Source organism: Thermaerobacillus caldiproteolyticus, assembly GCF_013761245.1.
GTDB classification, from domain to species: domain Bacteria; phylum Bacillota; class Bacilli; order Bacillales; family Anoxybacillaceae; genus Thermaerobacillus; species Thermaerobacillus caldiproteolyticus.
Map to the genome: position 1 here is coordinate 201,713 of NZ_JACDUT010000004.1, position 25,426 is coordinate 227,138.

20 protein-coding genes and 1 pseudogene are annotated in these 25,426 nt (G+C 41.1%); 13 read left to right on the top strand and 8 right to left on the bottom strand.

What is annotated here, in order from left to right:
* Positions 1–38: 38 nt before the first annotated feature.
* Positions 39–587 (bottom strand): DUF2777 domain-containing protein, encoded by a 549-nt coding sequence (locus tag HNR31_RS07970; protein WP_181555723.1) that lies wholly within the window; start codon positions 585–587, stop codon positions 39–41.
* 315 nt (positions 588–902) lie between these two features.
* On the opposite strand from HNR31_RS07970, the gene asnB reads away from it, so the two are divergent.
* The gene (asnB, locus tag HNR31_RS07975; RefSeq protein ID WP_181555724.1) at positions 903–2,750 is read left to right on the top strand and encodes an asparagine synthase (glutamine-hydrolyzing); all 1,848 of its coding nucleotides are present in this window, start codon (positions 903–905) and stop codon (positions 2,748–2,750) included.
* Between the two features lie 42 nt (positions 2,751–2,792).
* Here asnB and HNR31_RS07980 read toward each other — a convergent pair.
* A pseudogene (locus HNR31_RS07980) lies at positions 2,793–3,169 on the bottom strand (MATE family efflux transporter); the annotation flags it as partial.
* Between the two features lie 913 nt (positions 3,170–4,082).
* Here HNR31_RS07980 and HNR31_RS19085 point away from each other — a divergent pair.
* A complete protein-coding gene (locus HNR31_RS19085) occupies positions 4,083–4,295 on the top strand; it encodes a helix-turn-helix domain-containing protein (RefSeq protein ID WP_306465171.1) in 213 nt (70 codons plus the stop codon).
* Positions 4,296–4,320: 25 nt separating this feature from the next.
* On the opposite strand, the gene HNR31_RS07990 is transcribed toward HNR31_RS19085, so the two are convergent.
* Positions 4,321–6,093, bottom strand: coding sequence for an alpha-glycosidase (locus HNR31_RS07990; protein ID WP_181555725.1), 1,773 nt, complete (start codon positions 6,091–6,093; stop codon positions 4,321–4,323).
* Between the two features lie 260 nt (positions 6,094–6,353).
* Between HNR31_RS07990 and HNR31_RS07995 the strand changes: the two genes are divergently transcribed.
* The 6 genes from HNR31_RS07995 (at position 6,354) to HNR31_RS08020 (ending at position 14,848) form a co-directional block, all read left to right on the top strand.
* Positions 6,354–7,628 (top strand): sugar ABC transporter substrate-binding protein, encoded by a 1,275-nt coding sequence (locus HNR31_RS07995; RefSeq protein ID WP_181555726.1) that lies wholly within the window; start codon positions 6,354–6,356, stop codon positions 7,626–7,628.
* Between the two features lie 64 nt (positions 7,629–7,692).
* The gene (locus HNR31_RS08000) at positions 7,693–8,973 is read left to right on the top strand and encodes a carbohydrate ABC transporter permease (RefSeq protein WP_181555727.1); all 1,281 of its coding nucleotides are present in this window, start codon (positions 7,693–7,695) and stop codon (positions 8,971–8,973) included.
* Entirely contained in the window at positions 8,973–9,815 is an 843-nt protein-coding gene (locus HNR31_RS08005) for a sugar ABC transporter permease (protein WP_181555728.1), read from the top strand. The genes HNR31_RS08000 and HNR31_RS08005 overlap by 1 nt, the downstream gene beginning before the upstream one ends.
* Before the next feature lie 76 nt (positions 9,816–9,891).
* Entirely contained in the window at positions 9,892–11,424 is a 1,533-nt protein-coding gene (locus HNR31_RS08010) for an alpha-amylase family glycosyl hydrolase (RefSeq protein WP_181555729.1), read from the top strand.
* A 12-nt stretch (positions 11,425–11,436) separates the two neighbouring features.
* Positions 11,437–13,800: a glycoside hydrolase family 31 protein gene (locus HNR31_RS08015; protein ID WP_181555730.1), complete on the top strand. Its 2,364-nt coding sequence runs from the start codon at positions 11,437–11,439 to the stop codon at positions 13,798–13,800.
* Positions 13,801–13,822: 22 nt separating this feature from the next.
* Entirely contained in the window at positions 13,823–14,848 is a 1,026-nt protein-coding gene (locus HNR31_RS08020) for a LacI family DNA-binding transcriptional regulator (RefSeq protein ID WP_181555731.1), read from the top strand.
* A gap of 172 nt (positions 14,849–15,020) precedes the next feature.
* On the opposite strand, the gene gnd is transcribed toward HNR31_RS08020, so the two are convergent.
* A complete protein-coding gene (gnd, locus tag HNR31_RS08025; protein ID WP_181555732.1) occupies positions 15,021–15,923 on the bottom strand; it encodes a phosphogluconate dehydrogenase (NAD(+)-dependent, decarboxylating) in 903 nt (300 codons plus the stop codon).
* 103 nt (positions 15,924–16,026) lie between these two features.
* A complete protein-coding gene (gene zwf, locus HNR31_RS08030; RefSeq protein WP_181555733.1) occupies positions 16,027–17,484 on the bottom strand; it encodes a glucose-6-phosphate dehydrogenase in 1,458 nt (485 codons plus the stop codon).
* A 593-nt stretch (positions 17,485–18,077) separates the two neighbouring features.
* Between zwf and HNR31_RS08035 the strand changes: the two genes are divergently transcribed.
* The 5 genes from HNR31_RS08035 to HNR31_RS08055 all read left to right on the top strand — a co-directional run bounded on the left by HNR31_RS08035 (position 18,078) and on the right by HNR31_RS08055 (position 21,849).
* Complete coding sequence (locus tag HNR31_RS08035; RefSeq protein WP_181555734.1) at positions 18,078–18,443, top strand: winged helix-turn-helix transcriptional regulator; 366 nt, start codon at positions 18,078–18,080, stop codon at positions 18,441–18,443.
* A 461-nt stretch (positions 18,444–18,904) separates the two neighbouring features.
* Positions 18,905–19,762 (top strand): carbon-nitrogen hydrolase family protein, encoded by an 858-nt coding sequence (locus HNR31_RS08040; RefSeq protein ID WP_181555735.1) that lies wholly within the window; start codon positions 18,905–18,907, stop codon positions 19,760–19,762.
* 34 nt (positions 19,763–19,796) lie between these two features.
* Positions 19,797–20,471: a GNAT family N-acetyltransferase gene (locus tag HNR31_RS08045; protein WP_181555736.1), complete on the top strand. Its 675-nt coding sequence runs from the start codon at positions 19,797–19,799 to the stop codon at positions 20,469–20,471.
* Between the two features lie 17 nt (positions 20,472–20,488).
* A complete protein-coding gene (locus tag HNR31_RS08050) occupies positions 20,489–21,160 on the top strand; it encodes a GNAT family N-acetyltransferase (RefSeq protein WP_181555737.1) in 672 nt (223 codons plus the stop codon).
* 137 nt (positions 21,161–21,297) lie between these two features.
* Complete coding sequence (locus tag HNR31_RS08055) at positions 21,298–21,849, top strand: DJ-1/PfpI family protein (protein WP_181555738.1); 552 nt, start codon at positions 21,298–21,300, stop codon at positions 21,847–21,849.
* A gap of 475 nt (positions 21,850–22,324) precedes the next feature.
* On the opposite strand, the gene hxlB is transcribed toward HNR31_RS08055, so the two are convergent.
* The 3 genes from hxlB to HNR31_RS08070 form a co-directional block, all read right to left on the bottom strand.
* Positions 22,325–22,882 carry a 6-phospho-3-hexuloisomerase gene (gene hxlB, locus HNR31_RS08060; protein WP_181555739.1) on the bottom strand — a complete coding sequence of 186 codons (558 nt, stop codon included), beginning with the start codon at positions 22,880–22,882 and terminating at the stop codon, positions 22,325–22,327.
* Between the two features lie 9 nt (positions 22,883–22,891).
* Complete coding sequence (gene hxlA / locus HNR31_RS08065; RefSeq protein WP_181555740.1) at positions 22,892–23,524, bottom strand: 3-hexulose-6-phosphate synthase; 633 nt, start codon at positions 23,522–23,524, stop codon at positions 22,892–22,894.
* A gap of 1,033 nt (positions 23,525–24,557) precedes the next feature.
* Positions 24,558–25,421, bottom strand: coding sequence for an SDR family oxidoreductase (locus tag HNR31_RS08070; RefSeq protein ID WP_181555741.1), 864 nt, complete (start codon positions 25,419–25,421; stop codon positions 24,558–24,560).
* Positions 25,422–25,426 lie beyond the last annotated feature (5 nt).

Consider the following 25,426-nt stretch of genomic DNA (forward strand, 5'->3'; position numbering starts at 1 on the left):
AGAAGGAGAGCAACCGGGCTCTTTCCTTCCACCCTTTGTTAGCCAATTTGTGCACAGACAAATCGTTTTCCGGTATGAAACGTCATTTCAAAGCGATCTTTGCATAGAGAGCCGCGCTCATAATAATGCTGAACGTTACTAATCATTTCCGTATTGTCATAAATGATAAAATTCACGCCCGTATGTTTTTCGAATAAAAGTCCGTTATAACAATAAAGACAATCGTATAAAGAAAAGTCAAGGTCATTCAACCATTCAACAAAATGAAAGAATGTTTTATCAGAAAGTGCCTCAAGCCATTGCTGATAGGCGTAAGGAAGCTGTTTCCGGAAGCGAACCATTTCTCCATGTTGTAGCAGAATGGGGTCTCTGCCTACATATACGGTTCCATTTTCTTGGAACTGTCCACGAATCCATTGATCAAAGCGGAAAATTTCGATCACATCTTCTGTCATCTCCTCAATTGGTATTGCTTCTTCATCTTCCTTGTCAAAAAATACCCATTCATTATTGACATGTTCCACCATTCCATGTATATAGGAACGTTTTTGTTCATTGATATAGGTGAGTCGCTGTTCGAGATTCAATCCATTTCCTCCTTTCTCTGTTTTCTTTTTTGCCAAATTGTTGCTGATTTATTCTCTCGTTTCTTGCCATTGGACAATTCATCGAAATCATCACCGCTGCATAAAATGGAAGCATGCCAAAAAGAAAAGCGAAAGCGGCACGAATCGCTCTCGAAGTCAAATGTTCTTTGCTTGCAGAAGTGTTTGATACCTTAAGAGATCGGTACAGGAGAGTTAGCTACTGAAGCTAGACAAAAAGAAAAGCAGAGGCGAACGTATAACATCGGACAACGGGATAAAATTTTATCCCTGATAATAAAGAAAGGATTGATTCATATGTGTGGCATCACCGGTTGGGTTGATTTTCGACGGAATGTACAAATAGACAAAGATATCATCGACAAAATGACTGAAACATTGGCGAAACGAGGTCCTGACGATACGAATCACTGGTTTAGTGAACATGTTGCGTTCGGGCATAAGCGCCTTGTTGTTGTTGACCCAGCGGGAGGGGTTCAGCCAATGACAAGAGAGAAACACGGATATCCGTACACGATTTGTTATAACGGAGAGTTATATAATACAGAGGATATTCGCAAAGAGCTGCTGAGACGAGGATACACGTTTCAAGGTCATTCGGATACGGAAGTGTTGTTAACAGCGTATATCGAATGGCAGGAGCAATGTGTCGACTACTTAAATGGGATTTTTGCGTTTGCGATTTGGGATGAAAGGCGTCAGCAGCTGTTTTTAGCGCGCGACCGTTTAGGGGTAAAGCCGCTATTTTATCGTCATGTTAGCGGAAGTTTTCTATTCGGCTCGGAAATTAAAGCGATTTTAGCCCATCCGGAAGTAAGGGCAGAAGTCGACCGTGAAGGGTTAGCAGAAATTTTCGGATTAGGCCCATCACGCACTCCCGGACACGGGGTGTTTTCAAGCATTTGCGAATTGCGCCCGGCCCATGCCTTAACGTATTCGCGTGAACGGCTTAAAATATGGCGTTATTGGAATGTGGAAAGCGATATTCACCGTGATTCGTTGGAAGAAACGGCTGAAAAATTACGGTTTCTTCTTATCGACGCTGTCACGCGTCAACTCGTTTCTGATGTGCCGATTTGCACGTTTTTATCCGGTGGTGTTGATTCAAGTGCAATTACAGCGATCGCCGCAGCAGCGTTTGAAAAAGAAGGAAAGGCCCCGCTTCATACGTATTCCATTGATTATGAGGAGAATGAGAAATATTTTACAGCGAATGATTTTCAACCGAACGCAGATGGCCCATGGATTCAAAAAATGTCGAAAACGTTTGGCACAGTCCATCATCGATGTGTCATTACCCAGCAAGATTTGGCAGACTACTTAACAGAAGCGGTAATTGTTCGCGATCTTCCGGGAATGGCTGATGTTGATTCTTCACTGCTTTGGTTTTGTCAGCAAATTAAAAAAGACTTCGTTGTCAGTTTATCCGGGGAATGTGCGGATGAAATTTTTGGAGGGTATCCATGGTTTCATCGGCCTGATGATTTAGCACGAGACGGATTTCCATGGATGCGTTCAACCGAAGCGCGTATCGGTTTATTGAAAGAACATTGGCGGAACAATCTGCAGTTAGATGAATATGTACAGACACGATTCCGAGAAACGATTTCCGAGGTTCCCAGATTGGAAGGAGAAAGTGCCATAGAAGCAAAACGGCGAGAGCTGTTTTATCTCAATATGATTTGGTTTATGACGACGCTTCTTGACCGAAAAGACCGAATGAGCATGGGAGCGAGTCTTGAGGTGCGCGTGCCGTTTGCTGATCATCGCTTAGTCGAGTATGTATGGAATATTCCGTGGGAGATGAAAATGTATGGCAATCGCGAAAAAGGAATTTTGCGTCGGGCGCTCGAAGGAATTTTGCCAGAGGAAGTGTTGTACCGTAAAAAAAGTCCATACCCGAAAACGCATCACCCTCTTTATACCGAGCTGGTGAAAAAATGGTTAAAAGAAATATTGAGTGACCGCACATCGGTGTTATACGAATTTTTTGATGCGCAAAAGTTAGAAGAAATGGTTGAAACCGGGGGGAAATCATTCCAAGCACCTTGGTTCGGACAGTTAATGACGGGGCCGCAGCTTTTAGCTTATCTCGGGCAAGTTCACGTTTGGTTTAAAAACTATGGGATTCATATAAAAGAATAAGTGAGAGGCTACATTCGTGTAGCCTCTCATTTTTTATTAGCATCAGGCAGTTTCTACACTTTGTTGAACAAATAATTTTTTCTGCCACACTTTTGAGCGCCACCGCCATAACATGAGCAACCTGCGCAGCCATTCATCAGCAATAAAGGAAATCCATACGCCAACGAGCCCAAGATCAGCTTGAAAAATGGTTACTCCTACATTGGTAAAATGTCCAAGTAAACAGGGCATTTGACATCTCTGGCATCTCGGAGTGAGCTGATAATGACGAGATGAAACGATCGTCCCGGTTCTAAGATGATCGTTAACAACAATAATGTTCCGTCAAGTTTAATAATTTGTTCATTTGTTGTAAAAGTTGAAAGAAGCCGTTCTGAGAAAGCAAAACAAATAGAGGCCATTATGATCGAAATAAAAACGATTTGGTTCGCAATACCCACGACGGCGACGGAATCATCGGGATATTAGCTTAACATGAGCGTATCGGCATTGCCCATAAGCATATACCAGTAGCGTTTCAATAAAGAGTGATCATGTCAGCGCGAATAAAAAAGTGTTCGTTCCTTTTTCATCAAGACTCCCCCTTTAAACATTCCGACTTAAAAGCTATATTCAGTTGATCGATTTCATTTCATAATAAAAAGGGAGGAACACGATTCAATTTGTATATTTCCGACATAAAGACGAATTTTTATATGAGAACATTCCGTTTTACTTGCCGCCGTTCCCGACACTTATTAAGGGGGGAGAAGCGGTATTCGTCAAGGGAAAACAGTATTTTAAGAGAATATTTTCCGTTTTTGATTTGGTGTATGTAAAACGCAGGCGTTTGTACATGACCGAAGAAGAACATACATTTACAATAGGAGACGGTGAATACACCTCACCGTGAACATTAAGGACATCAATCCTGCCCAGAAGATATGCATTTTATATGGTTGTATTTTACGGTGGAAGGAAGCTATGAGATTGTCAAGAAAACGGAACTCAATTGACATGATGTCGTTGAACGAGAAGCGACGTATGTCGAAGCGGCGCAATATCAACTTTAGTTGCCGCAATATGCAAAAGTAAGACAAAGAGAGCGGGTCGAACAACTATTGCAGCAATTAGTAGATGTAAATGAAGGTGGGGCTCCCGATAGCCCGCTGAAACAGCAGATATATTTCACGTAATTTCTCTTGCAGCTGCAAAAACAGGCATTACACATTCCAATTGCTTCGGAAAAGTGTGTGCCGAAGCGATCAAATATATCCACGAACATTATCGCAAGCCACTCGATATGAAACAGCTGGCACGATCATTGCGTTTCCATCCTGATTACATTACGCGTTGTATGCAAAAGACGATGGGAATGAGTTTCGTTCAATATTTGAATCACTATCGTCTATCGAAAGCAAAAAATGGCTGGCCGAAACAAAGGAAACGGTGGAGGCGATTGCCAAACGGATAGGAATTGAAGACGGGGCGTATTTTTCCCGACTGCTTAAAAAGGTAGAAGGGGTGACATCGGCCGAGTATCGCCGTATGGTTCATCGGATGTGAAAAGCGAGGTTATAAGAGCCTCGCTTTATTGCCATTGCTCAACGCGATAAATAAGAAAGCCGTACGGTGGGAGTTTGGCGTTGAGCTCATCGGCTTCGGCGGCAAATTGTTCGTTCGTCCATAAGTTGGTCAACCGTTTTCCTTTGCATGAAAACGGCAATGTAACGTTGATTTCGCGCTCGCTGTTGTTGATGATAAATAAAATAGTTTCATCACCATACGTTTTCGTATAAACGAGATGATTCGTGTCATCATTTGTTTCGATAAATTTTAGCTCACCGTGGCTTCCGAATGATCGATATGTTTTCCGAAGTAAAATGAGTTTTTGTACATGTTCAAATAAGTTTCGGTCTTGTTGTTTTTCGTCCCAAATCATACATTTTCGACAACCGGGATCTTGTCCCCCAGTCATGCCGATTTCATCTCCGTAATAAATGCACGGAGTGCCCGTGAATGAAAGCTGGAACAAAAATAATAGTTTCGCTTTTTGTTTATTTCCCTCGCAAACGGTTAACATTCTTGGTGTATCGTGGCTGCCCAGCAAGTTAAAGGATACTTCGTTCACATTAATCGGGTATGAATGGAGAACATTCGTGATGATGTTAGCGAACTGCGATGCACGTACTTCATTCTTCGCAAAAAAGCGGAGCGCTCCATTGGTGAATGGGTAATTCATCACTGCATCGAATTGGTCACCGCGCAACCATGGCATCGAATCGTGCCAAATTTCACCGAGAATATACACATCCGGTTTAACCGCTTTCACTGCTTGACGGAATTCGCGCCAAAATTGGTGATCGACTTCATTGGCGACATCTAAACGCCAGCCGTCAATATCAAACTCGCGAATCCAATAGGTTGCTACATCTAATAAATATTGTTTCACTTCTGGGTTTTCGGTATTGAGCTTTGGCATCAGTTCAGTAAAAGCAAATGTATCATAGTTTGGACGAGGTTTTGTTCGAATTGGAAACTTTCGAATATGGAACCAATCTTTATATTTAGAGTTCTCGCCATTTTTCAGCACATCTTGAAATGGCGGGAAGTAATAACCGCAGTGATTGAACACCGCATCCAGCATGACGCGGATTCCTTTTTCATGACAAAGATCAACAAGGCGTTTAAACGTTTGTTTGTCCCCAAACTGCGGGTCGATTTCAAAATAGTCAATTGTATCATATTTATGGTTGGATGGAGCTTTAAAAATCGGGGTAAGATAAATTCCATTAATCCCTAGTTCAACGAGATGATCAATATGTTGAATGATCCCTTCAAAATCGCCGCCAAAAAAGCTGATTGGCGTTGGATCTTCGCTTCCCCATGGCAAAGTTCCTTCTGGATTTAAGGATTCATTGCCATTGGCAAACCGTTCCGGAAAGATTTGATACCAAACCGTGTCTTTCACCCATTCCGGTGCTTGAAATACGTCGATTTTATTTAAAAACGGAAAACAAAAATAATAGGCAGTATCATCATCAGGTGCTTCACGATAAAATCCTTTTTCTGTGTAAATGATTCGTTCGTCTCCTGCCGTTAGTTCAAATCCGTAACGAAGGCGGCGATGAGGTGGAACGATGGAGATAAACCAATAATCAAACAGTTCGTCAGACCCGCTTTTTTTCATGGGAGAGCGGTTCATTTGCCATCGTCCGTCTGCCCATTCATAAGGATCACCGTAAATAAGCTGAACGCTTTCCACATCATTTTTTTTCGTACGTAATCGAATATGTAGGGTTTTTTCATCATACGCATAAGCAAAGTTATCTTTCGGACGGTGGTAGATCGCTTCCTTTAACATTTCATTGCTTCACTCCTTTACATAAACGCAATCGTTTGCATGAAGCGTCATACTTATTTAAAGAGTAGGATAAGTTAAGAAAAAAGTCAAACTTTTATGGGAAAAATACTTGTAAAATCAAAAATAGGAGCTATAATGAAAATAAAAGTGCAATCGCTTTCATAGATGAATAAAGATTCTTTTTTTATAGATTTGTGCAAACGATTTCCTATATGAGCGATTGTGCAGAGAGCTAGTTTATACATTAGGAGGGGGATATGATGAAGAAGTTTTTTTCAGTGTTTATGGTGATGATGCTTGTTATTGGTGTGTTAGCTGCTTGCGGACCGAAGCGCGATGCCGAGCAAGTAAAAGAAAAGAACAGCGGCACGGCAACAGAAAATGTCAAAAAACCGGAAAAATTAGTTGTTTGGGTGAACGATGAGGAAAAGCAAAAGCAAGCGTTAAGCGACATTTTTAAAAAGTATACAGAAAAAACAGGCATTAAAATTGAAATGGTCGCTGTTAGCATGTTAGACCAAGCAAAAAAATTAGCATTAGACGGTCCAGCTGGAAAAGGTCCTGACGTGTTTTATCAACCGCATGACCGCATCGGTGACATTGTTCTTCAAGGATTGGCAGATCCTGTTGATCTTGGTGATGCCAAAGGAGAATATAGTAAAACAGCCATTGATGCTGTGACGTACGATGGCGACATTTATGGCGCGCCATTGGTCGTTGAAACGTATGGACTTTTCTATAATAAAGATTTAGTTCCACAAGCTCCAAAAACGATGGATGAGCTTATGAACATTGCGAAAGAAAAAACGAACGCTTCCCAAGATAAATACGGCTTTTTAATGGAAGCAACAAACTTCTATTTTATTTATCCGTTCTTTGCTGGTTACGGTGGATACGTGTTTCATAACGAAGATGGAAAATATGATACAAATGATGTCGGTTTGGCGAATGATGGTGCAGTAAAAGGGGCTCAACTTGTACAATCTTGGTTTGAAAACGGTTATATCCCAAAAGAAATTACTGGCGATGTCATGAACGGATTATTTACGAAAGGAAATGTAGCAGCGGTAATTACTGGTCCTTGGAATATTGCCACATATCGCGATGCGTTAGGAGATAAATTAGCAACAGCACCACTACCTGTCTTGGAAAATGGTGAACATCCAAAATCATTTGTTGGTGTAAAATCATGGATGTTATCCGCTTATTCCAAAAATAAGGAATGGGCAACTGATTTTATGAAATTTATTACAAACGAAGAAAACTCGCTCCATTATTATGAAGTAGCTGGAGAAATGCCGGCAAACGAAAAAGCATTGACAAATGAAAAAATTACAAATGATCCATTAATCTCTGGCTTTGCGGAACAAATCCAGTACGGTGAACCAATGCCGAACGTTCCACAAATGTCTCAAGTATGGGATCCAATGGGCAATGCGTTACAATTCATCGCAAAAGGTGATGATCCAAAAGCAGTATTAACGGAAGCAGTAAAAACGATTCAAGATAAAATCGCAGCAAGCGGTGGAAAATGACGTAATAATTTGGTGGATAGAGCTCTCTATCCACCATTCTTATCACGTATAGGGGGGATACAACATGCCTGAAAAAAGGGTGCGGCATAATCCGGTTGTTGCCGTTGTGTTATCGGTCCTTTTTGCTGGCTTAGGGCAATTATACAATCGGCGCTATGTCAAAGGGATTTTATTTATTATCATTGAAGCAGCTTTTTTGATGACGTTTTATAACTTTTTAAACATTGGATTATGGGGACTCATTACATTAGGGGAAATTCCGAAAGTCGATCATTCGATTTTCTTGTTAATTCAAGGTCTAGTTTCTGTCATTATCATCGCATTTGCGGCCGCTCTTTACTATTTTAATATTATGGACGCGCGGAAAGATGCGCTTCGCCTTCAACGTGGAGAACCGTTTCCGTCGCTGATCGAATCTTGCAAAAACGCTTGGGATAAAGGATTCCCGTATATTTTCGTCGCACCAGGGCTTGTGATGCTTGTTTTTATTGTCGTGTTGCCGCTGCTTTTTATGGTGTCGCTCGCTTTTACTGATTACAATTTATATAATTCACCACCGCGCAAGCTTTTGCATTGGGTCGGATTTACGAATTTTAAAAACTTGGTATCGATTCCAATTTGGCAAGATACATTTTTCAGCGTATTTTCTTGGACGATTGTGTGGACAATTGTCGCTACCACTTCGCAAATTGCGCTAGGATTATTTTTAGCCCTTTTAGTCAATGACCCGCGCATTAAATTTAAACGGTTCATTCGGACTGTATTAATTTTGCCGTGGGCGGTTCCAGCGTTCGTGACGATTCTCGTGTTTGCAGCGATGTTTAACGATAAATTCGGAGCGATTAACCGCGATATTTTAAGCGCATTTGGCGTGATGATTCCATGGATGAACGACCCGTTTTGGACAAAAGTCGCCTTAATTTTGATTCAAACATGGTTAGGCTTCCCGTTTGTATTTGCCTTATTTACTGGCGTGCTGCAAAGCATTTCCCGCGATTGGTACGAAGCGGCGGACATCGACGGAGCTTCTCGCTGGCAAAAGTTTCGCTCGATTACATTGCCGCATGTGCTCTATGCGACGGCTCCGCTATTGATTATGCAGTATGCCGGCAACTTTAATAACTTTAATATTATTTACTTATTTAACGACGGCGGCCCGGCGGTACGCGGACAAAATGCAGGGGGAACAGACATTTTGATTTCTTGGGTATACGACTTAACGTTTACAACGAATAACTATAATATGGCAGCTGCGATTTCGATTATTATCGGTTTAATCGTAAGTGGGTTTGCGATCTATCAATTCCGCCGCACACGTTCCTTTAAAGAGGAGGGGAACATCTGATGAGCCGAAAAACAAAATCGATCATCGAAGTGACACTCATTTATTTGTTTATTGCCTTTATGTTTGTTGTGATTGCCTATCCGCTCCTTTGGACGATTGGTATGTCGTTAAATCCGGGCACAAGCCTTTATTCAGCGACATTAATTCCGGAAAATGCGTCGCTTGAGCATTATAAATGGCTTTTTACTAGCCCGCAAAGCGATTATTTAACATGGTATAAAAATAGTTTACTTGTCGCAGCCGCAAACTCGATTTTATCAGTATTTTTTACTGCTTTAATTGCGTATGCGTTTTCTCGTTATCAATTTGCTGGTCGGAAGTATGGGTTATATGCGTTTTTAGTATTACAAATGTTCCCGTCCCTCATGGCGATGGTCGCGCTCTATATTTTATTAAATATGCTTGGGTTATTAGATTCATTGTGGGGACTCATTCTTATTTATGTGGGGGGACAAATTCCGTTTAACGCATGGCTTGTGAAAGGATATTTTGACACGATTCCAAGAGAACTGGATGAAGCGGCACGCATCGATGGGGCAGGACATTTAGGAGTTTTCTTTAAAATTATGCTTCCACTTGCGAAACCGATTTTAGCGGTTGTGGCGTTGTTCAATTTTATGGCACCGTTTACGGATTTCTTGCTGCCAAGCATTATTTTGCGCGATCCGGACAAATACACGCTTGCGTTAGGATTGTTTAACTTTATTAACGATAAATTTGCCAACAACTTTACGAGATTTGCCGCCGGTTCAATTTTAATTGCCGCACCGATTGCGGTGGTGTTCTTGTTCTTACAGCGTTATTTAATTTCCGGCTTAACAGCAGGTGGAACAAAAGGGTAATAACCGTTATGATAGAATTGGTATTACCCCTTTCCGATGAGTCAAACGATACTAGAGATAAAGGGGGGAAGCGGAAATGGGGAAACGAGCATTTGCTCTGTTTGTACTTCCGTTTCTTCTTTTTTATGCCCTACCTGTACAGGCAGCCGAAAAAGAAGAACGCCTTTGGCAAGATGAAGCGATTTATTTTTTGATGGTCGACAGATTTAACAATATGGATCCGACGAATGACAAAGATGTGAATGTCAACGATCCGAGAGCGTATCACGGCGGCGATTTAAAAGGGGTGATCGACAAGCTCGATTACATTAAAGACATGGGCTTTACCGCAATTTGGCTGACGCCGATTTTTCAAAACGAACCCGGCGGATATCACGGTTACTGGATTTCTGATTTTTACAAAGTCGATAAGCATTTCGGAACGCTGAGTGACTTAAAAACATTAGTCAAAGAAGCGCATAAACGCGATATGAAAGTCATCTTAGACCTTGTCGTCAATCATACCGGTTACCATCATCCATGGCTGAATGATCCGAAGAAAAAAGACTGGTTTCATGAGAAAAACGACATTTTTAACTGGGATGACCAACAACAAGTGGAAAACGGCTGGGTGTTCGGACTGCCTGATTTAGCGCAAGAAAATCCACAAGTAAAGCGCTATTTAATCGATATGGCCAAATGGTGGATTAAAGAAACGGACATTGACGGTTATCGCCTTGATACAGTCAAACACGTCCCGAAATCGTTTTGGCAAGAGTTTGCCAAAGAAGTGAAATCGGTGAAAAAAGACTTTTTCCTGCTTGGAGAAGTATGGAACGATGACCCGCGTTATATTGCCGACTATGGAAAATACGGCATCGACGGGTTTGTTGATTATCCGCTTTACAACGAAATCACGAAAGTGTTCAGCAAGCGCGATCAATCGTTGCGGCCGCTTTATGACGTATGGGAGTATGACAAAACATTTTACGATCGCCCGTATTTGCTTGGAACATTTTTAGACAATCATGATACGGTACGTTTTACAAGACTTGCGATAGAAAATAAGCAAAATCCAATAACGAGAATTAAGCTCGGTTTAACGTATTTGTTCTCTGCACCGGGCATTCCGATTATGTATTATGGAACAGAAATTGCAATGGACGGCGGGAACGATCCGGATAATCGTCGCTTAATGAATTTCCGTACTGACAAGGAAATCATTGATTATATTAAAAAATTAGGGGAACTGCGCCAACAGCTACCATCGCTACGGCGCGGCGATTTTACATTGTTATATGAAAAAAACGGTATGGCTGTCTTTAAGCGGACGTATAAAGACGAAACAGCGGTCATTGCCATTAACAATACCGGAAAAACACGAAAGGTTCATTTGACAAACAATCAACTTGCCCCGGGAAAAGAACTACGCGGACTGCTGGCAGGAGATTTAGTCCGAAGCGATCGCGACGGATATGATCTCATTTTAAATCGCGAGACAGCGGAAATTTATGTGCTTGCGAAAAAGACGGGGCTCAATATTCCATTTATTGCAACGTTAATTGCCATTTATGTGCTATTTGGGTTGTTTTTATATTATGTAAAGAAAAGGTCAAAACAGACAACCTAGGAGGGAAAAAAGATGCTCGAGGATACAAGCTTCGCCATTCAGCCGGAACAAGATGACAAAACGCAAGAAACGCACCGGATCGACATCGGGAATATGCATACATTTTCTCATACGGAACACGTATTTTCATTCCATTGCGACACAGGAATCGTCAAAATTCGATTTTACCGTGAAGATATTGTCCGTATCGCCTTCGACCCTTTTGGCGAAACAAGTTTGTCCACAAGTGTCGCTGTTGTAAAAGAGCCGGAAAAAGTAGATGCCTCCGTACATGAAACCGAGGAAGAGGTGACGTTAACATCGGCAAAACTGACGGTTGTTTTGCAAAAACAACCGTTTCGCGTCCGCATTTACGACAATCATGGACGACTGCTTGTTGCGGAAGGAAAAAAGGGGATGGCGTTTACCTACCAAGGAGAAGTATGCTGTTTTAAAATGATGGATGAAGCTGACCATTTTTACGGATTTGGTGAAAAAACAGGGTTCCTCGATAAGCGTGGCGAAACAATGACGATGTGGAATACGGATGTGTATGCGCCACACAATCCGGAAACGGACCCGTTATACCAATCCCATCCGTATTTTATGACGGTGCGAAATGGAAGTGCGCATGGCATTTTCTTTGACAATACGTACAAAACAACATTTGATTTTCAAACAGCGACCGATGAGTATTGTTTTTCCGCAGAAGGAGGGGCCATTGATTATTACGTTTTTGCTGGTCCAACGCCAAAGGACGTGTTAGAACAATATACGGATCTTACCGGCCGAATGCCGCTTCCGCCAAAATGGGCACTCGGGTATCATCAATCCCGCTATAGCTATGAAACCGAACAAGAAGTAAGAGAGATCGCACAAACGTTTATCGAAAAAGACATTCCGCTTGATGTCATTTATTTAGATATTCATTACATGAATGGCTATCGCGTGTTTACGTTTGACCGTAACCGTTTTCCGAATCCGAAGCAGCTCATTGCCGATTTAAAACAAAAAGGAATTCGTGTTGTTCCGATTGTCGACCCCGGCGTGAAAGAAGACCCAGAATACGTCATTTACCAAGAAGGCATTCGCCATGATTATTTTTGCAAATATATCGAAGGAAACGTTTATTTTGGAGAAGTCTGGCCGGGCAAGAGCGCGTTTCCGGATTTTACAAATAAAAAGGTGCGAAAATGGTGGGGAGAAAAGCACCAATTTTATACGGATTTAGGCATTGAAGGCATTTGGAACGACATGAACGAACCATCCGTTTTTAACGAAACGAAAACGATGGACGTCAAAGTGATACACGACAACGACGGCGATCCGAAAACGCATCGCGAGCTTCATAACGTGTATGGCTTTATGATGGGAGAAGCAACGTATGAAGGAATGAAAAAATTATTAAACGGAAAGCGCCCGTTCTTATTAACACGCGCTGGCTTTTCCGGCATTCAGCGCTATGCTGCGGTATGGACGGGGGATAATCGCAGCTTCTGGGAACACTTGCAAATGTCACTGCCGATGTGTATGAACTTAGGATTATCTGGAGTTGCGTTTTGCGGTCCGGATGTTGGCGGTTTTGCCCATAACACGAACGGAGAGCTGTTGACGCGATGGATGCAAGTAGGGGCGTTTACGCCATATTTTCGCAATCATTGCGCGATTGGGTTCCGCCGTCAAGAACCGTGGGCGTTTGGGGAAAAATATGAGCGCATCATAAAAAAATATATTCGATTGCGCTATCAGTGGCTTCCACATTTATATACATTGTTTGCGGAGGCACATGAAACAGGGGCACCTGTCATGAGACCATTGTTTTTCGAGTACCCGGATGATGAAAACACGTATAATCTGTATGACGAATTTCTCGTTGGTGCCAATGTATTAATTGCGCCGATCATGACGCCGAGCACGACCCGTCGCGTCGCTTATTTCCCGAAAGGAAACTGGGTGGATTATTGGACAGGCGAAGTGCTAGAAGGCGGCCAATACCATTTAATTTCTGCGGATTTAGAGACATTGCCAATTTTCATTAAACAAGGATCGGCTATTGCCTTAGGTGACGTTAAGCGTTCGACAGAAATGCCGGACGAACATCGGACTGTTCATATTTATAAGGCCAATGGTGGCAAAGCGACGTATGTACTGTATGATGATGACGGACAAACGTTCTCTTACGAAAAGGGAGATTATTTACGCATGTATATTGAGGTCGAATATGGCGAAAATTCCGTGCATATCGTAACGAAAAGCGAAGGAACGTATCAACCAAGTTGGAAGCTCTCTTTTGCAATTCATCACGCGACGGAACAGACGAAAGTCACGATCGATGGAAACGAACAAAATGCGATATTTGATCCTCATCAGCGTATCCTACTCATCCAAAGTGAATGAACATCGAATGGGGGAGTAAATGATGAACGTTACGATAAAAGATGTAGCGAAACGAGCAAACGTGGCTCCCTCCACTGTTTCACGAGTGATTGCGGACAGCCCACGAATTAGCGAAAAAACGAAACGAAAAGTGCGCGAGGCGATGAAGGAGCTTGGCTATCATCCAAACTTTATCGCGCGCAGCTTAGCGAATCAATCTTCACAAGTCATCGGATTAGTCATGCCAAGCTCCGCCGATCAAGCTTTGCAAAATCCGTTTTATCCCGAAGTTATTCGCGGAATTAGCAAGGCTGCGCATGAGAAAAAATACGCTTTGCAAATGTCGACAGGAGAGAAAGAGGAAGAAATTTATGAAGGTGTCATTGAAATGTTGCAAGGTCGGCGCGTGGACGGGGTTATTTTGCTCTATTCGCGCGTCAATGACAAACTCATGAAATACTTGCAACAAAACGGGTTTCCGTTTGTCGTCATCGGAAAACCGCATCAAAAAGCCGAACAAATTACCCATGTCGACAATGACAACTACCGCGCTGCCAAAGAAGCAACGCAACACTTAATTGAGCTTGGGCATGAGCGAATTGCCTTTGTCGGCGGAAATGTTAGCTATTTAGTGACAGTAGACCGGCTGCTTGGATATGAAGAGGCATTGAAAGAAGCAGGATTGCCTTACCGGAAAGACTATATTATGCATGAAGAGTTTCTAAAAGAAGGCGGTCAAGAGGCGATGAAAGAATTGCTTTCTCTCAACGAACCGCCTACCGCCCTTGTGGTTGCTGATGATTTAATGGCGCTTGGTGTATTAAATACGCTCGATGAAATGAACTTACGTGTTCCCGATGATGTTTCCATCGTCAGTTTTAATAATACGCTATTATCAGAAATCTCGCGCCCGCCGTTAACCTCGGTCGACATTCATATCTTCCAACTCGGCTACGAAGCAACGAAAAACTTAATCGAAAAAATCGCTAACCCGAACGAACCGATTAAGCGCATTATTATCCCGCATCGGCTTGTCAGACGGTTTTCGTGCGATTATTATCGGAAATAAAAAGCTGGCACAAACGGTCACCCTACACGTGATCGTTTAGAGTCAGCTTTTTCAAATTGAGAAGTTCATTTATCATGAATGGATAGTTGTATTTCTCTGATCGAAAATAGAGGAGTTTTATGCTGTTTCCTTAAAAGTTTTTTCTGGAGATGCTTCAAATGATTATAACGGCTTATTCCTCCTCATTTTTTTCTACAGCATGTCCACCAAATTCGTTGCGTAAAGCGGCTACCACTTTGCCTGTAAATGTATCGGTTTCTAATGAACGATACCGCATCAATAAAGACATAGCGATGACAGGAGTAGCGGTTTGTAGATCTAAAGCCGTTTCGACTGTCCATTTTCCTTCACCGGAAGAATGCATAATCCCTTTGATTTCCTCTAATTTTGCATCTTTAGAAAAGGCGCGTTCTGTTAATTCCATGAGCCATGAACGAATAACAGAACCGTGATTCCACACTCTTGCCACTTTTTCGTAGTCATAATCGAATTCACTTTTCTCCAATATTTCGAATCCTTCACCAATGGCCGCCATCATCCCGTATTCAATCCCATTGTGGACCATTTTTAAGAAGTGGCCGCTACCTGCTTTTCCTGTATATAAATACCCATTTTCCACAGCGGTATCTCGGAAAAGAGGCTCGACAACGTTCCAAGCTTCAGAATCCCCTCCAACCATGTAACACGCTCCGTTACGAGCACCTTCCACTCCACCAGAGGTTCCGGCATCCATAAAGTGAATTCCAATCTCCTTTAGTTCGTTATAACGACGAATCGATTCCTTATAGTGAGAATTGCCGCCATCAATGACAATGTCTCCTTTGCTTAAAAATGGTGTAATTTCGCCAATTACCGAATCAACCACTGTGTGTGGAACCATGATCCAAATAATTCTTGGTTTTTCTAATGATAGAGCGAGTTCCTCTAAATTAGATACGCCTTTGGCTCCATATTTTTTTATTTCTTCAACCGCATTTGCATTTACATCGAACGCTACTACTTCGTGCTTATGGTCGATGAGATTTTTACCTAAGTTGAATCCCATTTTTCCTAAACCGATTAACCCGATTTTCATGTTAATGACCTCCTAAAAACGTCTTTAATCTTATAAGGTAAGGAAAATTTGTTATTAAATGTGGCTTCTATTTCTTATATTGACAACCTATAGTCATGCTTAACTACCACCAATGAAATCCGGCCTCCTCCAATAATTGATGAGAAGCTTCTGGTCCCATCGAACCTGCAAGATATGAGTGAAGAGGAAGGAGATTCTCCTCAAATGCATCCAAAATGGGTTGAACCCACTTCCAAGATAGTTCAACTTCGTTCCAATGAGCAAAGAAAGTCGAATCACCGCATAAAGAGTCGAAAATCAAGAGCTCATAGGCTTCGGGTACATCTTTCTGATTAGTCGAAAAGTGCATATGGACGGGTTCAATCCTTCCATCGTTTAATACATTTTTATTATTTAATTGCAATGAAACTCCTTCGTTCGGATTGATTTGAATCACTAAAAGATTAGGAGCTGGTTCCTCATTTTTCGGTAAATACCATTCCTTTAATGGATTTTTGAATTCAATCACAATACGTGTGGACTTTTCCTTCATTCTTTTACCTGTGCGGATATAGAATGGTACCCCTCTCCAAACCTCATCATCAATCCACAAACGAGCCGCAACAAACGTATCCGTTGTTGAAGAAGCAGTTATTCCGGGTTCTTCTTTATATCCGACAACTGGTTTTCCATCGATTTCTCCAGGACCATATTGACCGCGAACAACGTGTAAACTTACTTCTTCTTTCTGTATTGGCCGAAGAGATTCCATGATTTTTCTTTTCTCATTCCGGATGTCTTTTGCGCTGATCCGTTTTGGAAGGTGCATAGCGGTCATCATCAACAATTGTAACATATGATTTTGAACCATATCGCGAATGGCCCCTGCCTGGTCATAATAACCTGCTCTTTCTTCAACTCCAACCGTTTCGCTAGCTGTAATTTGTACATTGGCTATATACTGATTGTTCCAGATTGCTTGAAATACAGAGTTGGCAAATTTTATAGCTTCCAAGTTCTGAACCATCGGCTTCCCAAGGTAATGATCTACTCGATAAATTTCGTCTTCTTCAAAAGCTTGACTTAACTTTTTATTTAAATCTTGCGCTGATTTTACATCGTGACCAAACGGTTTTTCGATAATCAGGCGTTTCCAACCTTTGGCGGATCCTAGTCCACTTTCCTTGATGTTTGCTGCAATCACCTCAAAAAATTCCGGCGCAACAGATAAATAAAACATGCGGTTTTCAGGAATATTCAATTCTTTTTCACGTCGTTGAACCATTTCAAGCAACTTTTTATACCCTTGGGCATTCGTTACATCTAAAGAAGTATAACGAAACGCATGGAGAAACTCTTCCATTTTGGAACGGTCATTTGTCAAACGTCTAGAAAATGTTCTTAATGAATTTTCCACATATGCTTGAAATTCAACATCGGATAATTCTCTTTTGCTCACCCCAATAACGGAAAACGAAGGAGGCATTTTTTGATCGAGAAATAAATGATATAATGCAGGAAAAATTTTTCTTTTGGCTAAATCACCTGTTGCCCCAAACAAGACAAAGGTCATCGAATCCACTTTCAATTCACCTCCATCTTTTTAAACCATTTTCAAAACAGAAAAACTCTCAATTTCTTCTCTTTTACTAAAAGGTTTTTAAATCTATTAGGTCTTGTCAGATTTTCTATTATTTTCTATTGTTTAAAAATTAACATCTAGAGCATAAAACACTGCGGATATATATTCTTCTTTCTACGGAAATTTCATAAAGACTAATGCTTGCATATGGATTTTGTACAGCATTGGCTGCCTATCACGTAAAATAGTAAAACGATTCATGCTGTTCCCTCCCGTGCTTATGATTTGCTGTACAGACGCTAGTATAATCTGTATAATCTATCTTTAAAAGTACGCACTTTATTATCACGTAGTGATAAAAATATAATATAGTATAAAAAAGTATACTTATGGTTATAGTAGGTATGAAGATACGATGATGGAATATATTCATAAAAAGACCTTTACTTATGAAAAGGAATGAATCGTGGCTGTTATAGGGGGAATAAAATGTTCAAATGTGTATAATATCTATTTGTAAGTACATGCATTATTATCATATAGTGGTAAAAAGTATACTATCTAGTTATAATAAGTTGATGGAGGTGGAATAAATGGGACATGTTTGTGGCAAGATATATAACTGTGAAAAAGAATTGACACTTGCTGTCATTGGTGGTAAGTGGAAAATGCTTATTTTATGGCATCTAGGAAAAGAAGGAACGAAGAGATTTGGTGAACTGAAGGCTCTTATGCCGGGGATTACCCAAAGAATGCTTGTGAACCAGTTGCGAGAACTCGAAGCAGACCTCATTGTTCAACGCAAAGTCTATCCCGTTGTTCCACCAAAAGTGGAATATTCGCTGACCGAGCATGGAAAAAGTCTGATCCCAATTCTCGATGCTATGTATGAATGGGGAAAAAATTATATGGAGAATGTCGTGAAAGACCAAGTAAAAATCAACGAGTCCATTAAGTAAACAACTCTCTTTTTTTAGTGTTTGAAATTACCCCATCCATTATGTTTTGTTAAATCATGTAGAGATACGCACTCACTAAGATAACGATTGAGAAAAAAGTAACGAAAGTTCATTATAAGTTATAAAAAAACTAAAGGGCAGTATCTTGATCAAAGATCCGCTGCCCTTTGTTTTTTCCCCATATACGTTGGTGATTGTCCATATGTAGACTGTCAGAAACTCTTTTAGTGTCTCTAGGTCCTTACTATATATCCCGCCCCCATCATCATTTCCCTTTAACGTGGCTTCTACAGATTCATCCTTTTTCGTTTATTCCCTGTAGTATACTTTTTTACACTATGTAACATGAAAGTGTGTACTTGTTAAAACTATTTATGTGCCTAATAATATCAGTATCATCGCCATCATAACATGAATGGGGTGAAATTTTTCTGGATTGATGACAAGAAAGGAGGAGACTGATGAAACTAAGAGTTTCAGCCGTTCAATATCATCTCCATACGATACAATCATTCGAAGAATTTGCTCAACAAGTGGAGCATTACATTAAAACAGCTCAAGAGTTTGATACAGATTTTGTCTTATTCCCAGAATTTTTTACTACTCAGCTCATGTCCATTGGCAATGAACAAGGACAACCTTTAACGATTCAAGATCTCCCTGATTTTACAGAACAGTATCGGGATTTATTTATCAATTTGGCTAAGAAAACAAAGATGCATATTATTGGTGGAACTCATGTCATCCGCAAAGGCGACAAATTATACAACGTTGCTCATTTATTCTATCCAGATGGAAGAGTCGCCGAACAGGCAAAACTTCATATTACACCTACGGAAGTAAAAGAATGGAACATGTCACCTGGCGATGATCTTCAAGTGTTCGAAACTGAAAAAGGAACTATTGCGATGTTGACATGCTATGACATTGAGTTTCCTGAAATTGTTCGCATAGCTAAAGCGAAAGGCGCTGATGTCATTTTCTGTCCTTCTTGCACTGATGATCGTCATGGATTCCATCGTGTTCGTTACACAAGCCATGCAAGAGCCATTGAAAATCAAGTCTATGTCGTCACGACTGGTACAGTAGGTTCCCTTCCGACAGTTGACTTTATGCGGGCGAACTTTGGGCAAGCAGCAGTGATTACGCCAAACGATATTCCATTTCCTCCGCGCGGCATCTTGGTAGAAGGGGAAATCAACCATGATATGATTGTCACCGCTGATCTTGATTTAGAACTGTTATATCAAGTTCGAGAAAGCGGTTCCGTCACCACGTGGCGTGATCGACGCACAGATCTTTATCCGGATTGGAAATAAGGTGAGGCTAACTGCTCTATGAGGAGGGAGAAGAATGTATAGAAAGGAGTTTTATGTCTTTGACCAGGACCGGCCTGTACCAGCGGTAATCCGAAATTATGAAGAAAAGGACTTTCCCGGCTTAATCCGCATTCAACAGGAAAGTTTTCCCCCGCCATTCCCGTCTGAATTATGGTGGAACACGGAACAGCTGAAAAACCATGTTACGCTATTTCCAGAGGGCGCCTTATGTGTTGAGGTGGATGGTGAAATCGCGGGATCGATGACAGGATTGATTGTTGACTTTGACCCCAACCATCCGGAACATACATGGGAAGAGATCACGGATAATGGATATATTCGCAATCATAATCCAAATGGAAATACGCTCTATGTAGTCGATATTGGCGTGCGCCCTGCTTATCGCAAATTAGGATTAGGAAAATGGCTGATGTTATCCATGTATGAAGTCGTCATTCAATTGGGATTAGAACGGCTGTTAGGCGGAGGAAGAATGCCTGGATATCATAAAAAAGCTGATGAGATGACAGCGGAGCAATACCTCGAAGCTGTTGTAAAAGGGGAATTGAAGGATCCTGTGATTACCTTCCTGCTTCGTTGCGGCCGTACCCCTGTGAAAGTGATAGCTAACTATTTAGAGGATGAAGAATCTTGTAATTATGCAGCACTGATGGAATGGAGAAATCCTTTTTATACATCAAAATCTTGACAAGGAGAATGATGAAGGTGGAATATCGGAGAATTACGAGTATTGAAGACCCGTTGTTTAAAAAAATGCATCAGTTGATGCAAAACGTATTTCCTCCCGAAGAAGTATTAGCATTCGAGCTTTGGAAAGAGCCTTTGGAAGATCCGGGAATTCGCGTGTGCGTTGCGGTTCATGAAGGGGAGGTAGTAGGTGCGACCGAGTACCGCTATTATGAAGATTTAAATGTCGCGATGACGGATTTCACGATCATCGGCCAAGCAGGACTAGGGATTGGTCGATTTTTAGCCCAAAAGAGGTTGGAGGATTTAAACAACTGGGCTTCAGCAAATGGAAAGCAGTTATATGGCATGTTTGCTGAAATTTATGATCCTTATCGGGTAGAGCATTATGAATTTGGCGGAGTTAAGCCGATGGACCCATATGTTCGTCGTGAGGTATTGTCTCATCTTGGTTATAAGCGGCTTGACTTCCCTTATGTCCATCCATCTTGGAACAACGATGGAGAAGCGGTAACCGGGCTTGATCTTTGTTTCCTTCCGATGGACGATAGCGTGAATGAACTTCCGGCGGAGCTTGTGGTGAAGTTTTTGAAACGTTATTATTCTGTCTTATCGAACAAACCGAAGTCTTGGTATGAAATGATTGAAAATCTCGAAGCTAAGAATACTGTATTGCTTTTAAATATTTAATTGTACTAGCGTTGCCTTTTATTTAAGCCAAAAAACTAAAAAATCCTTTATCCATTTCAAGCAGTGAAAGTACACTTTGCCAATAAAAAGTGATGTGTGAAATTCTTTTATCATAATAGTGGAGGAGGTTATTCAATATGAGCAAAAAAGTATTAATTGTTACTGGAGATGCAGTGGAAGCGTTAGAGATTTATTATCCGTATTATCGTTTGTTAGAGGAAGGTTTTGATGTTACAATCGCTGCACCAAAGAAAAAGAAACTGCATACAGTTGTTCACGATTTCGCTGATTGGGATACTTTTGTAGAAAAACCAGGCTATCTCATTGATGCGCACGCATCATTTGCAGAAATCGATCCAACACAGTACGATGCGCTCATTATTCCAGGAGGACGTGCACCAGAATATATCCGTCTTGATGAAAACTTGCCAAAAATCGTACGTCACTTCTTTGAAGCTAACAAACCAGTAGCGGCGATTTGCCATGCTTCGCTTGTATTGGAAACTCTTCCTGATGTTATGAAAGGACGCAGCATGACCGCATACATTGCCTGCAAGCCGGGTGTAGAAGCAATTGGTGCAAACTATGTATCTGAGCCAACTCATGTTGACAACAATTTCGTATCTGCTCATGCATGGCCAGATTTACCAGCGTTTATGCGCGAATTTATTAAGTTATTAACCAAGTAAAATGATTTATTGAGGCGTTCTCCTATAGGGAACGCCTTTTCTATGATTCAAATAATATGGTGCATTGCCTGCTTTTTCTTTCATAAATTGTGCTGCATCCTTTTTTAGAAAATTTACAACAAGATTAGCAGCAAGCTCTTTAGTTCTCTAAATTAATAGCGACAACGAACGTGAAGACCTGTCGCTTTCGCATACCGAACGGCAACATGCCCAAAACCTAAAATATTCATGAGCAGTTTTTACTTCTAGAATTGATTGAAAAACCACCATACCTTATTGGTGGTGTATTCTCACTAAAAAGAAAAGAAATCCCATACTCCTTGAGCGTGATAGGCACGACTCTAATGAAAAAAAGACCGCAAAGCGCTTCTTAAAGAAAGCTTTGCGGCCTTTTTTATCTCTTGTTTTCGTAGATAAAAATTTAGTTTGATCAATTACTTGAATTAGTTTAAAATTCTAACCAGGACTCCTTACTCTACTCAAGATTGGCATGTCTTTTGAACATAGTATTGGAGTCCAACCCCTTTTTCTCCATACACCTCAATATGATCGCATCATAGAATAATAAGAGGGTTTGCTCAAACAGTGACCCCATTGGCTGTATAGTCTTGTATCCGCTGTCCGATTTGTCTTTAGGTGAGCCATGTAATTTAACCTTGATATCTGCTAATTGTCCAATAGTCGATTCAGGGAAAAGCGTAACAAGCGCTACGGTTGCACCTAAGCTTTTGGCTTTCTCAGCCATGGAAACCAGACTTTTCGTTTCTCCTGAACCGGATCCGATGATCAAGATGTCATCTTTTTCTAAGTTAGGCGTTATGGTTTCGCCTACTACGTAGGCATCTAAACCCATGTGCATCATTCTCATCGCAAAGGATTTGGACATCAATCCAGATCTACCTGCGCCAGCTACAAAGATTTTCTTTGATTCCAGAATCCCATTTACCAGTTTTTCAGCTTCTTCATCAGCTATTAAATTAACAGTATGATTTAGCTCTTTTATGATTTCAACTAAATATTGCGTAGTCTGCATGAGTGTTATTCACCCTTGATTGATCAATTTTTTCATTTCAGCAGCTACAGCTTTTTTATCTTCTTGTCCGGTAATACCGCCACCTACAATGATAAGATCCGGTTTTGCTTTAATGACTTCCGGCAACGTGTTTAATTTAATGCCGCCTGCGATGGCAGTTTTCGCATTTTTCACGACACGTTTAATTGTCAGAAGGTCTTCAAGAGAGTTTTTTCCGACTGCTTGAAGATCGTAACCCGTGTGCACACAAATATAGTCTGCTCCAAATTCATCAACTTCTTTAGCTCGTTCTTCTAAATTTTTAACCCCGATCATGTCAACCAAGATTTTTTTTCCTTGTTTTTTAGCTTCTTCAATGGCACCCTTGATGGACAGATCTTCAGCAACTCCAAGTATAGTGATAATATCAGCGCCAGCTTCGGATGCTTTCATCACTTCATATGCGGCCGCATCCATGATTTTTAAGTCTGCCAATACTTTTAAGTGAGGGAATTCTTGTTTGATCTCCTTCACTGCTTTAAGGCCTTCATTAATAATAACTGGTGTGCCAATTTCTACGATATCAACATACTCCGCAACTTCTTTCACCAGCTTCTTCGCTTCTGGAATGTTTACAAGATCCAATGCTAATTGTAATTCCATAAAATTCTTCACCCCTCATAAAAGTTTATTGTGTGTTACACAACGATGAGTATACTATGTACGATTTTTTTTAAAAAGTACGCACTTTATTTTTACATAGTGCTAAAAAATATACTATTGGTTATATAGCTGTAAATTATCATTGTAGTGCTCAGATAATGGGGGAATACATGGAACGGGGAAACCATTCAAGGGAATTCAAACTGTGAGCGGTGAAAGAACATTAAAAGCTGGGAATAAAGCATGAGTAGCTAGATGATATGAGAGAAGGAAAAATACTTGGTTACAAATTTTTCTTATTATGGTGTATTAGAATGAATTCATTGAGTATCAGTTGAGGGATTTTGAGTATAGGAGAAGTGAAAATAGGGCTGATAGATACCTATACTAAGCGAGGAAGTGAAGCCAATGTGACAAACTGCGCTGCTTCTCAGAAAAAATCGTTAATTGAGTGTCTGTCATTGCGCTAATAGTAAGTATCCAGTGAGAAGAATCGACGAAAGACGGGGAAAAAGAGGCAATGGTGGATAGCACAGTAGAAATGCACCCTTCATTAGGAATAAGGGAGAATAGGCATGGTAAAAGAAAAAACTTGCAACATATCGTTGCAAGCCAAGAGAAGAGAGGGGTACCTTTTGTTGTACGTCCAAAAGGTCGATGAAACGTAGCCTATAACAGTACACATCTTTATAGTAGCTGGCATGTTAAGAGAAAATCAATAAAGATGTTAGAAAATATTACATAAAAAATATCTAACTGGGATTTTTGTTAAAAATTCTTCCTTTTTCAGCCATTCGTGGCGGAAAGGATGTGACATGTAGCCGTTTCTTTCAAGGTTTTCTTCTTGTCCCTGCGTATATGACCAAATAAAGAGAAAACTGTCCCACTGATACGGAACAGTTTTTATGATATATGAGCTCTTTTTCTGAAAGACAAATGGTGTATAGCTCTTTTAGGATAAATTTTCCCTCACAGAAGTGCTCGCACTTCTGTGAGGGAAGAACATTTGCTTAATCACTGCATTTCTGCTTTTTTATCCATTCACAATTTTCCCGCCGTTGACATGAATCATTTGCCCGGTGATATAGGAAGAATCGTCGCTGGCTAAAAAGACGTAGCTTGGAGCGACTTCGCCCGGTTGTCCCGGTCGTTTCATCGGGGTGTTTCCTCCGAATGTCGCCACTTGGTCGCTTGGAAATGTCGATGGGATGAGCGGTGTCCAAATCGGTCCGGGAGCGACCCCGTTGACGCGTATGCCTTGTTGTACGAGCGATTTTGCTAACGAACGTGTAAAAGCGACAATTGCTCCTTTTGTGGCCGAGTAGTCAAGCAATTGTTCATTTCCTTCATACGCTGTAATCGAGGCGGTGTTAATAATTACGCTTCCTTGTTGCAAGTACGGGAGCGCGGCTTTCGTTAAATAAAAATAGCCAAAGACGTTCGTGCGAAACGTTTTTTCAAGTTGATGTGATGTAATATTAAGCAGACTGTTTTGCGGGTGTTGTTCTGCTGCGTTGTTGACAATAATGTCGAGTTTGCCGAATTGATTGATCGTTTGTTTCACCGCTTCTTTACAAAACTGTTCATCGCCAATATCACCGGCAAACAGTAAGCATTTTCGTCCTTCCTGTTCGACTTGGCGCTTTGTTTCTTCGGCATCCTTATGTTCGTTTAAATAAATGATCGCCACATCAGCTCCTTCTTTCGCAAAATGGATGGCGACCGCTCTTCCAATCCCGCTGTCACCGCCGCTAATGATGGCGACTTTATTGTTTAGTTTTCCATTTCCGTGATAATGATTGCCTATCGAAATTGGTTGGGGGTTCATGTCCGTCTGCAATCCAGGTTGGCGGTTTTGATGTTGCGGGGGCAGCGTTGTCTGCTGTTTTGTTGCCATTGTCA

Excerpts from the sequence above, each read along its gene's own strand:
- HNR31_RS08020 (WP_181555731.1), top strand. The coding sequence starts at position 13,823 with ATGAACGTTACGATAAAAGATGTAGCGAAACGAGCAAACGTGGCTCCC.
- HNR31_RS07995 (WP_181555726.1), top strand. The coding sequence starts at position 6,354 with ATGAAGAAGTTTTTTTCAGTGTTTATGGTGATGATGCTTGTTATTGGT.
- hxlA (WP_181555740.1), bottom strand. The coding sequence starts at position 23,524 with ATGGAATTACAATTAGCATTGGATCTTGTAAACATTCCAGAAGCGAAG.
- asnB (WP_181555724.1), top strand. The coding sequence starts at position 903 with ATGTGTGGCATCACCGGTTGGGTTGATTTTCGACGGAATGTACAAATA.
- gnd (WP_181555732.1), bottom strand. The coding sequence starts at position 15,923 with ATGAAAATCGGGTTAATCGGTTTAGGAAAAATGGGATTCAACTTAGGT.
- HNR31_RS08045 (WP_181555736.1), top strand. The coding sequence starts at position 19,797 with ATGTATAGAAAGGAGTTTTATGTCTTTGACCAGGACCGGCCTGTACCA.
- HNR31_RS08000 (WP_181555727.1), top strand. The coding sequence starts at position 7,693 with ATGCCTGAAAAAAGGGTGCGGCATAATCCGGTTGTTGCCGTTGTGTTA.
- HNR31_RS08035 (WP_181555734.1), top strand. The coding sequence starts at position 18,078 with ATGGGACATGTTTGTGGCAAGATATATAACTGTGAAAAAGAATTGACA.
- HNR31_RS08040 (WP_181555735.1), top strand. The coding sequence starts at position 18,905 with ATGAAACTAAGAGTTTCAGCCGTTCAATATCATCTCCATACGATACAA.
- HNR31_RS08005 (WP_181555728.1), top strand. The coding sequence starts at position 8,973 with ATGAGCCGAAAAACAAAATCGATCATCGAAGTGACACTCATTTATTTG.
- HNR31_RS08010 (WP_181555729.1), top strand. The coding sequence starts at position 9,892 with ATGGGGAAACGAGCATTTGCTCTGTTTGTACTTCCGTTTCTTCTTTTT.
- HNR31_RS08015 (WP_181555730.1), top strand. The coding sequence starts at position 11,437 with ATGCTCGAGGATACAAGCTTCGCCATTCAGCCGGAACAAGATGACAAA.
- HNR31_RS08055 (WP_181555738.1), top strand. The coding sequence starts at position 21,298 with ATGAGCAAAAAAGTATTAATTGTTACTGGAGATGCAGTGGAAGCGTTA.
- HNR31_RS08070 (WP_181555741.1), bottom strand. The coding sequence starts at position 25,421 with ATGGCAACAAAACAGCAGACAACGCTGCCCCCGCAACATCAAAACCGC.
- HNR31_RS07990 (WP_181555725.1), bottom strand. The coding sequence starts at position 6,093 with ATGTTAAAGGAAGCGATCTACCACCGTCCGAAAGATAACTTTGCTTAT.
- hxlB (WP_181555739.1), bottom strand. The coding sequence starts at position 22,882 with ATGCAGACTACGCAATATTTAGTTGAAATCATAAAAGAGCTAAATCAT.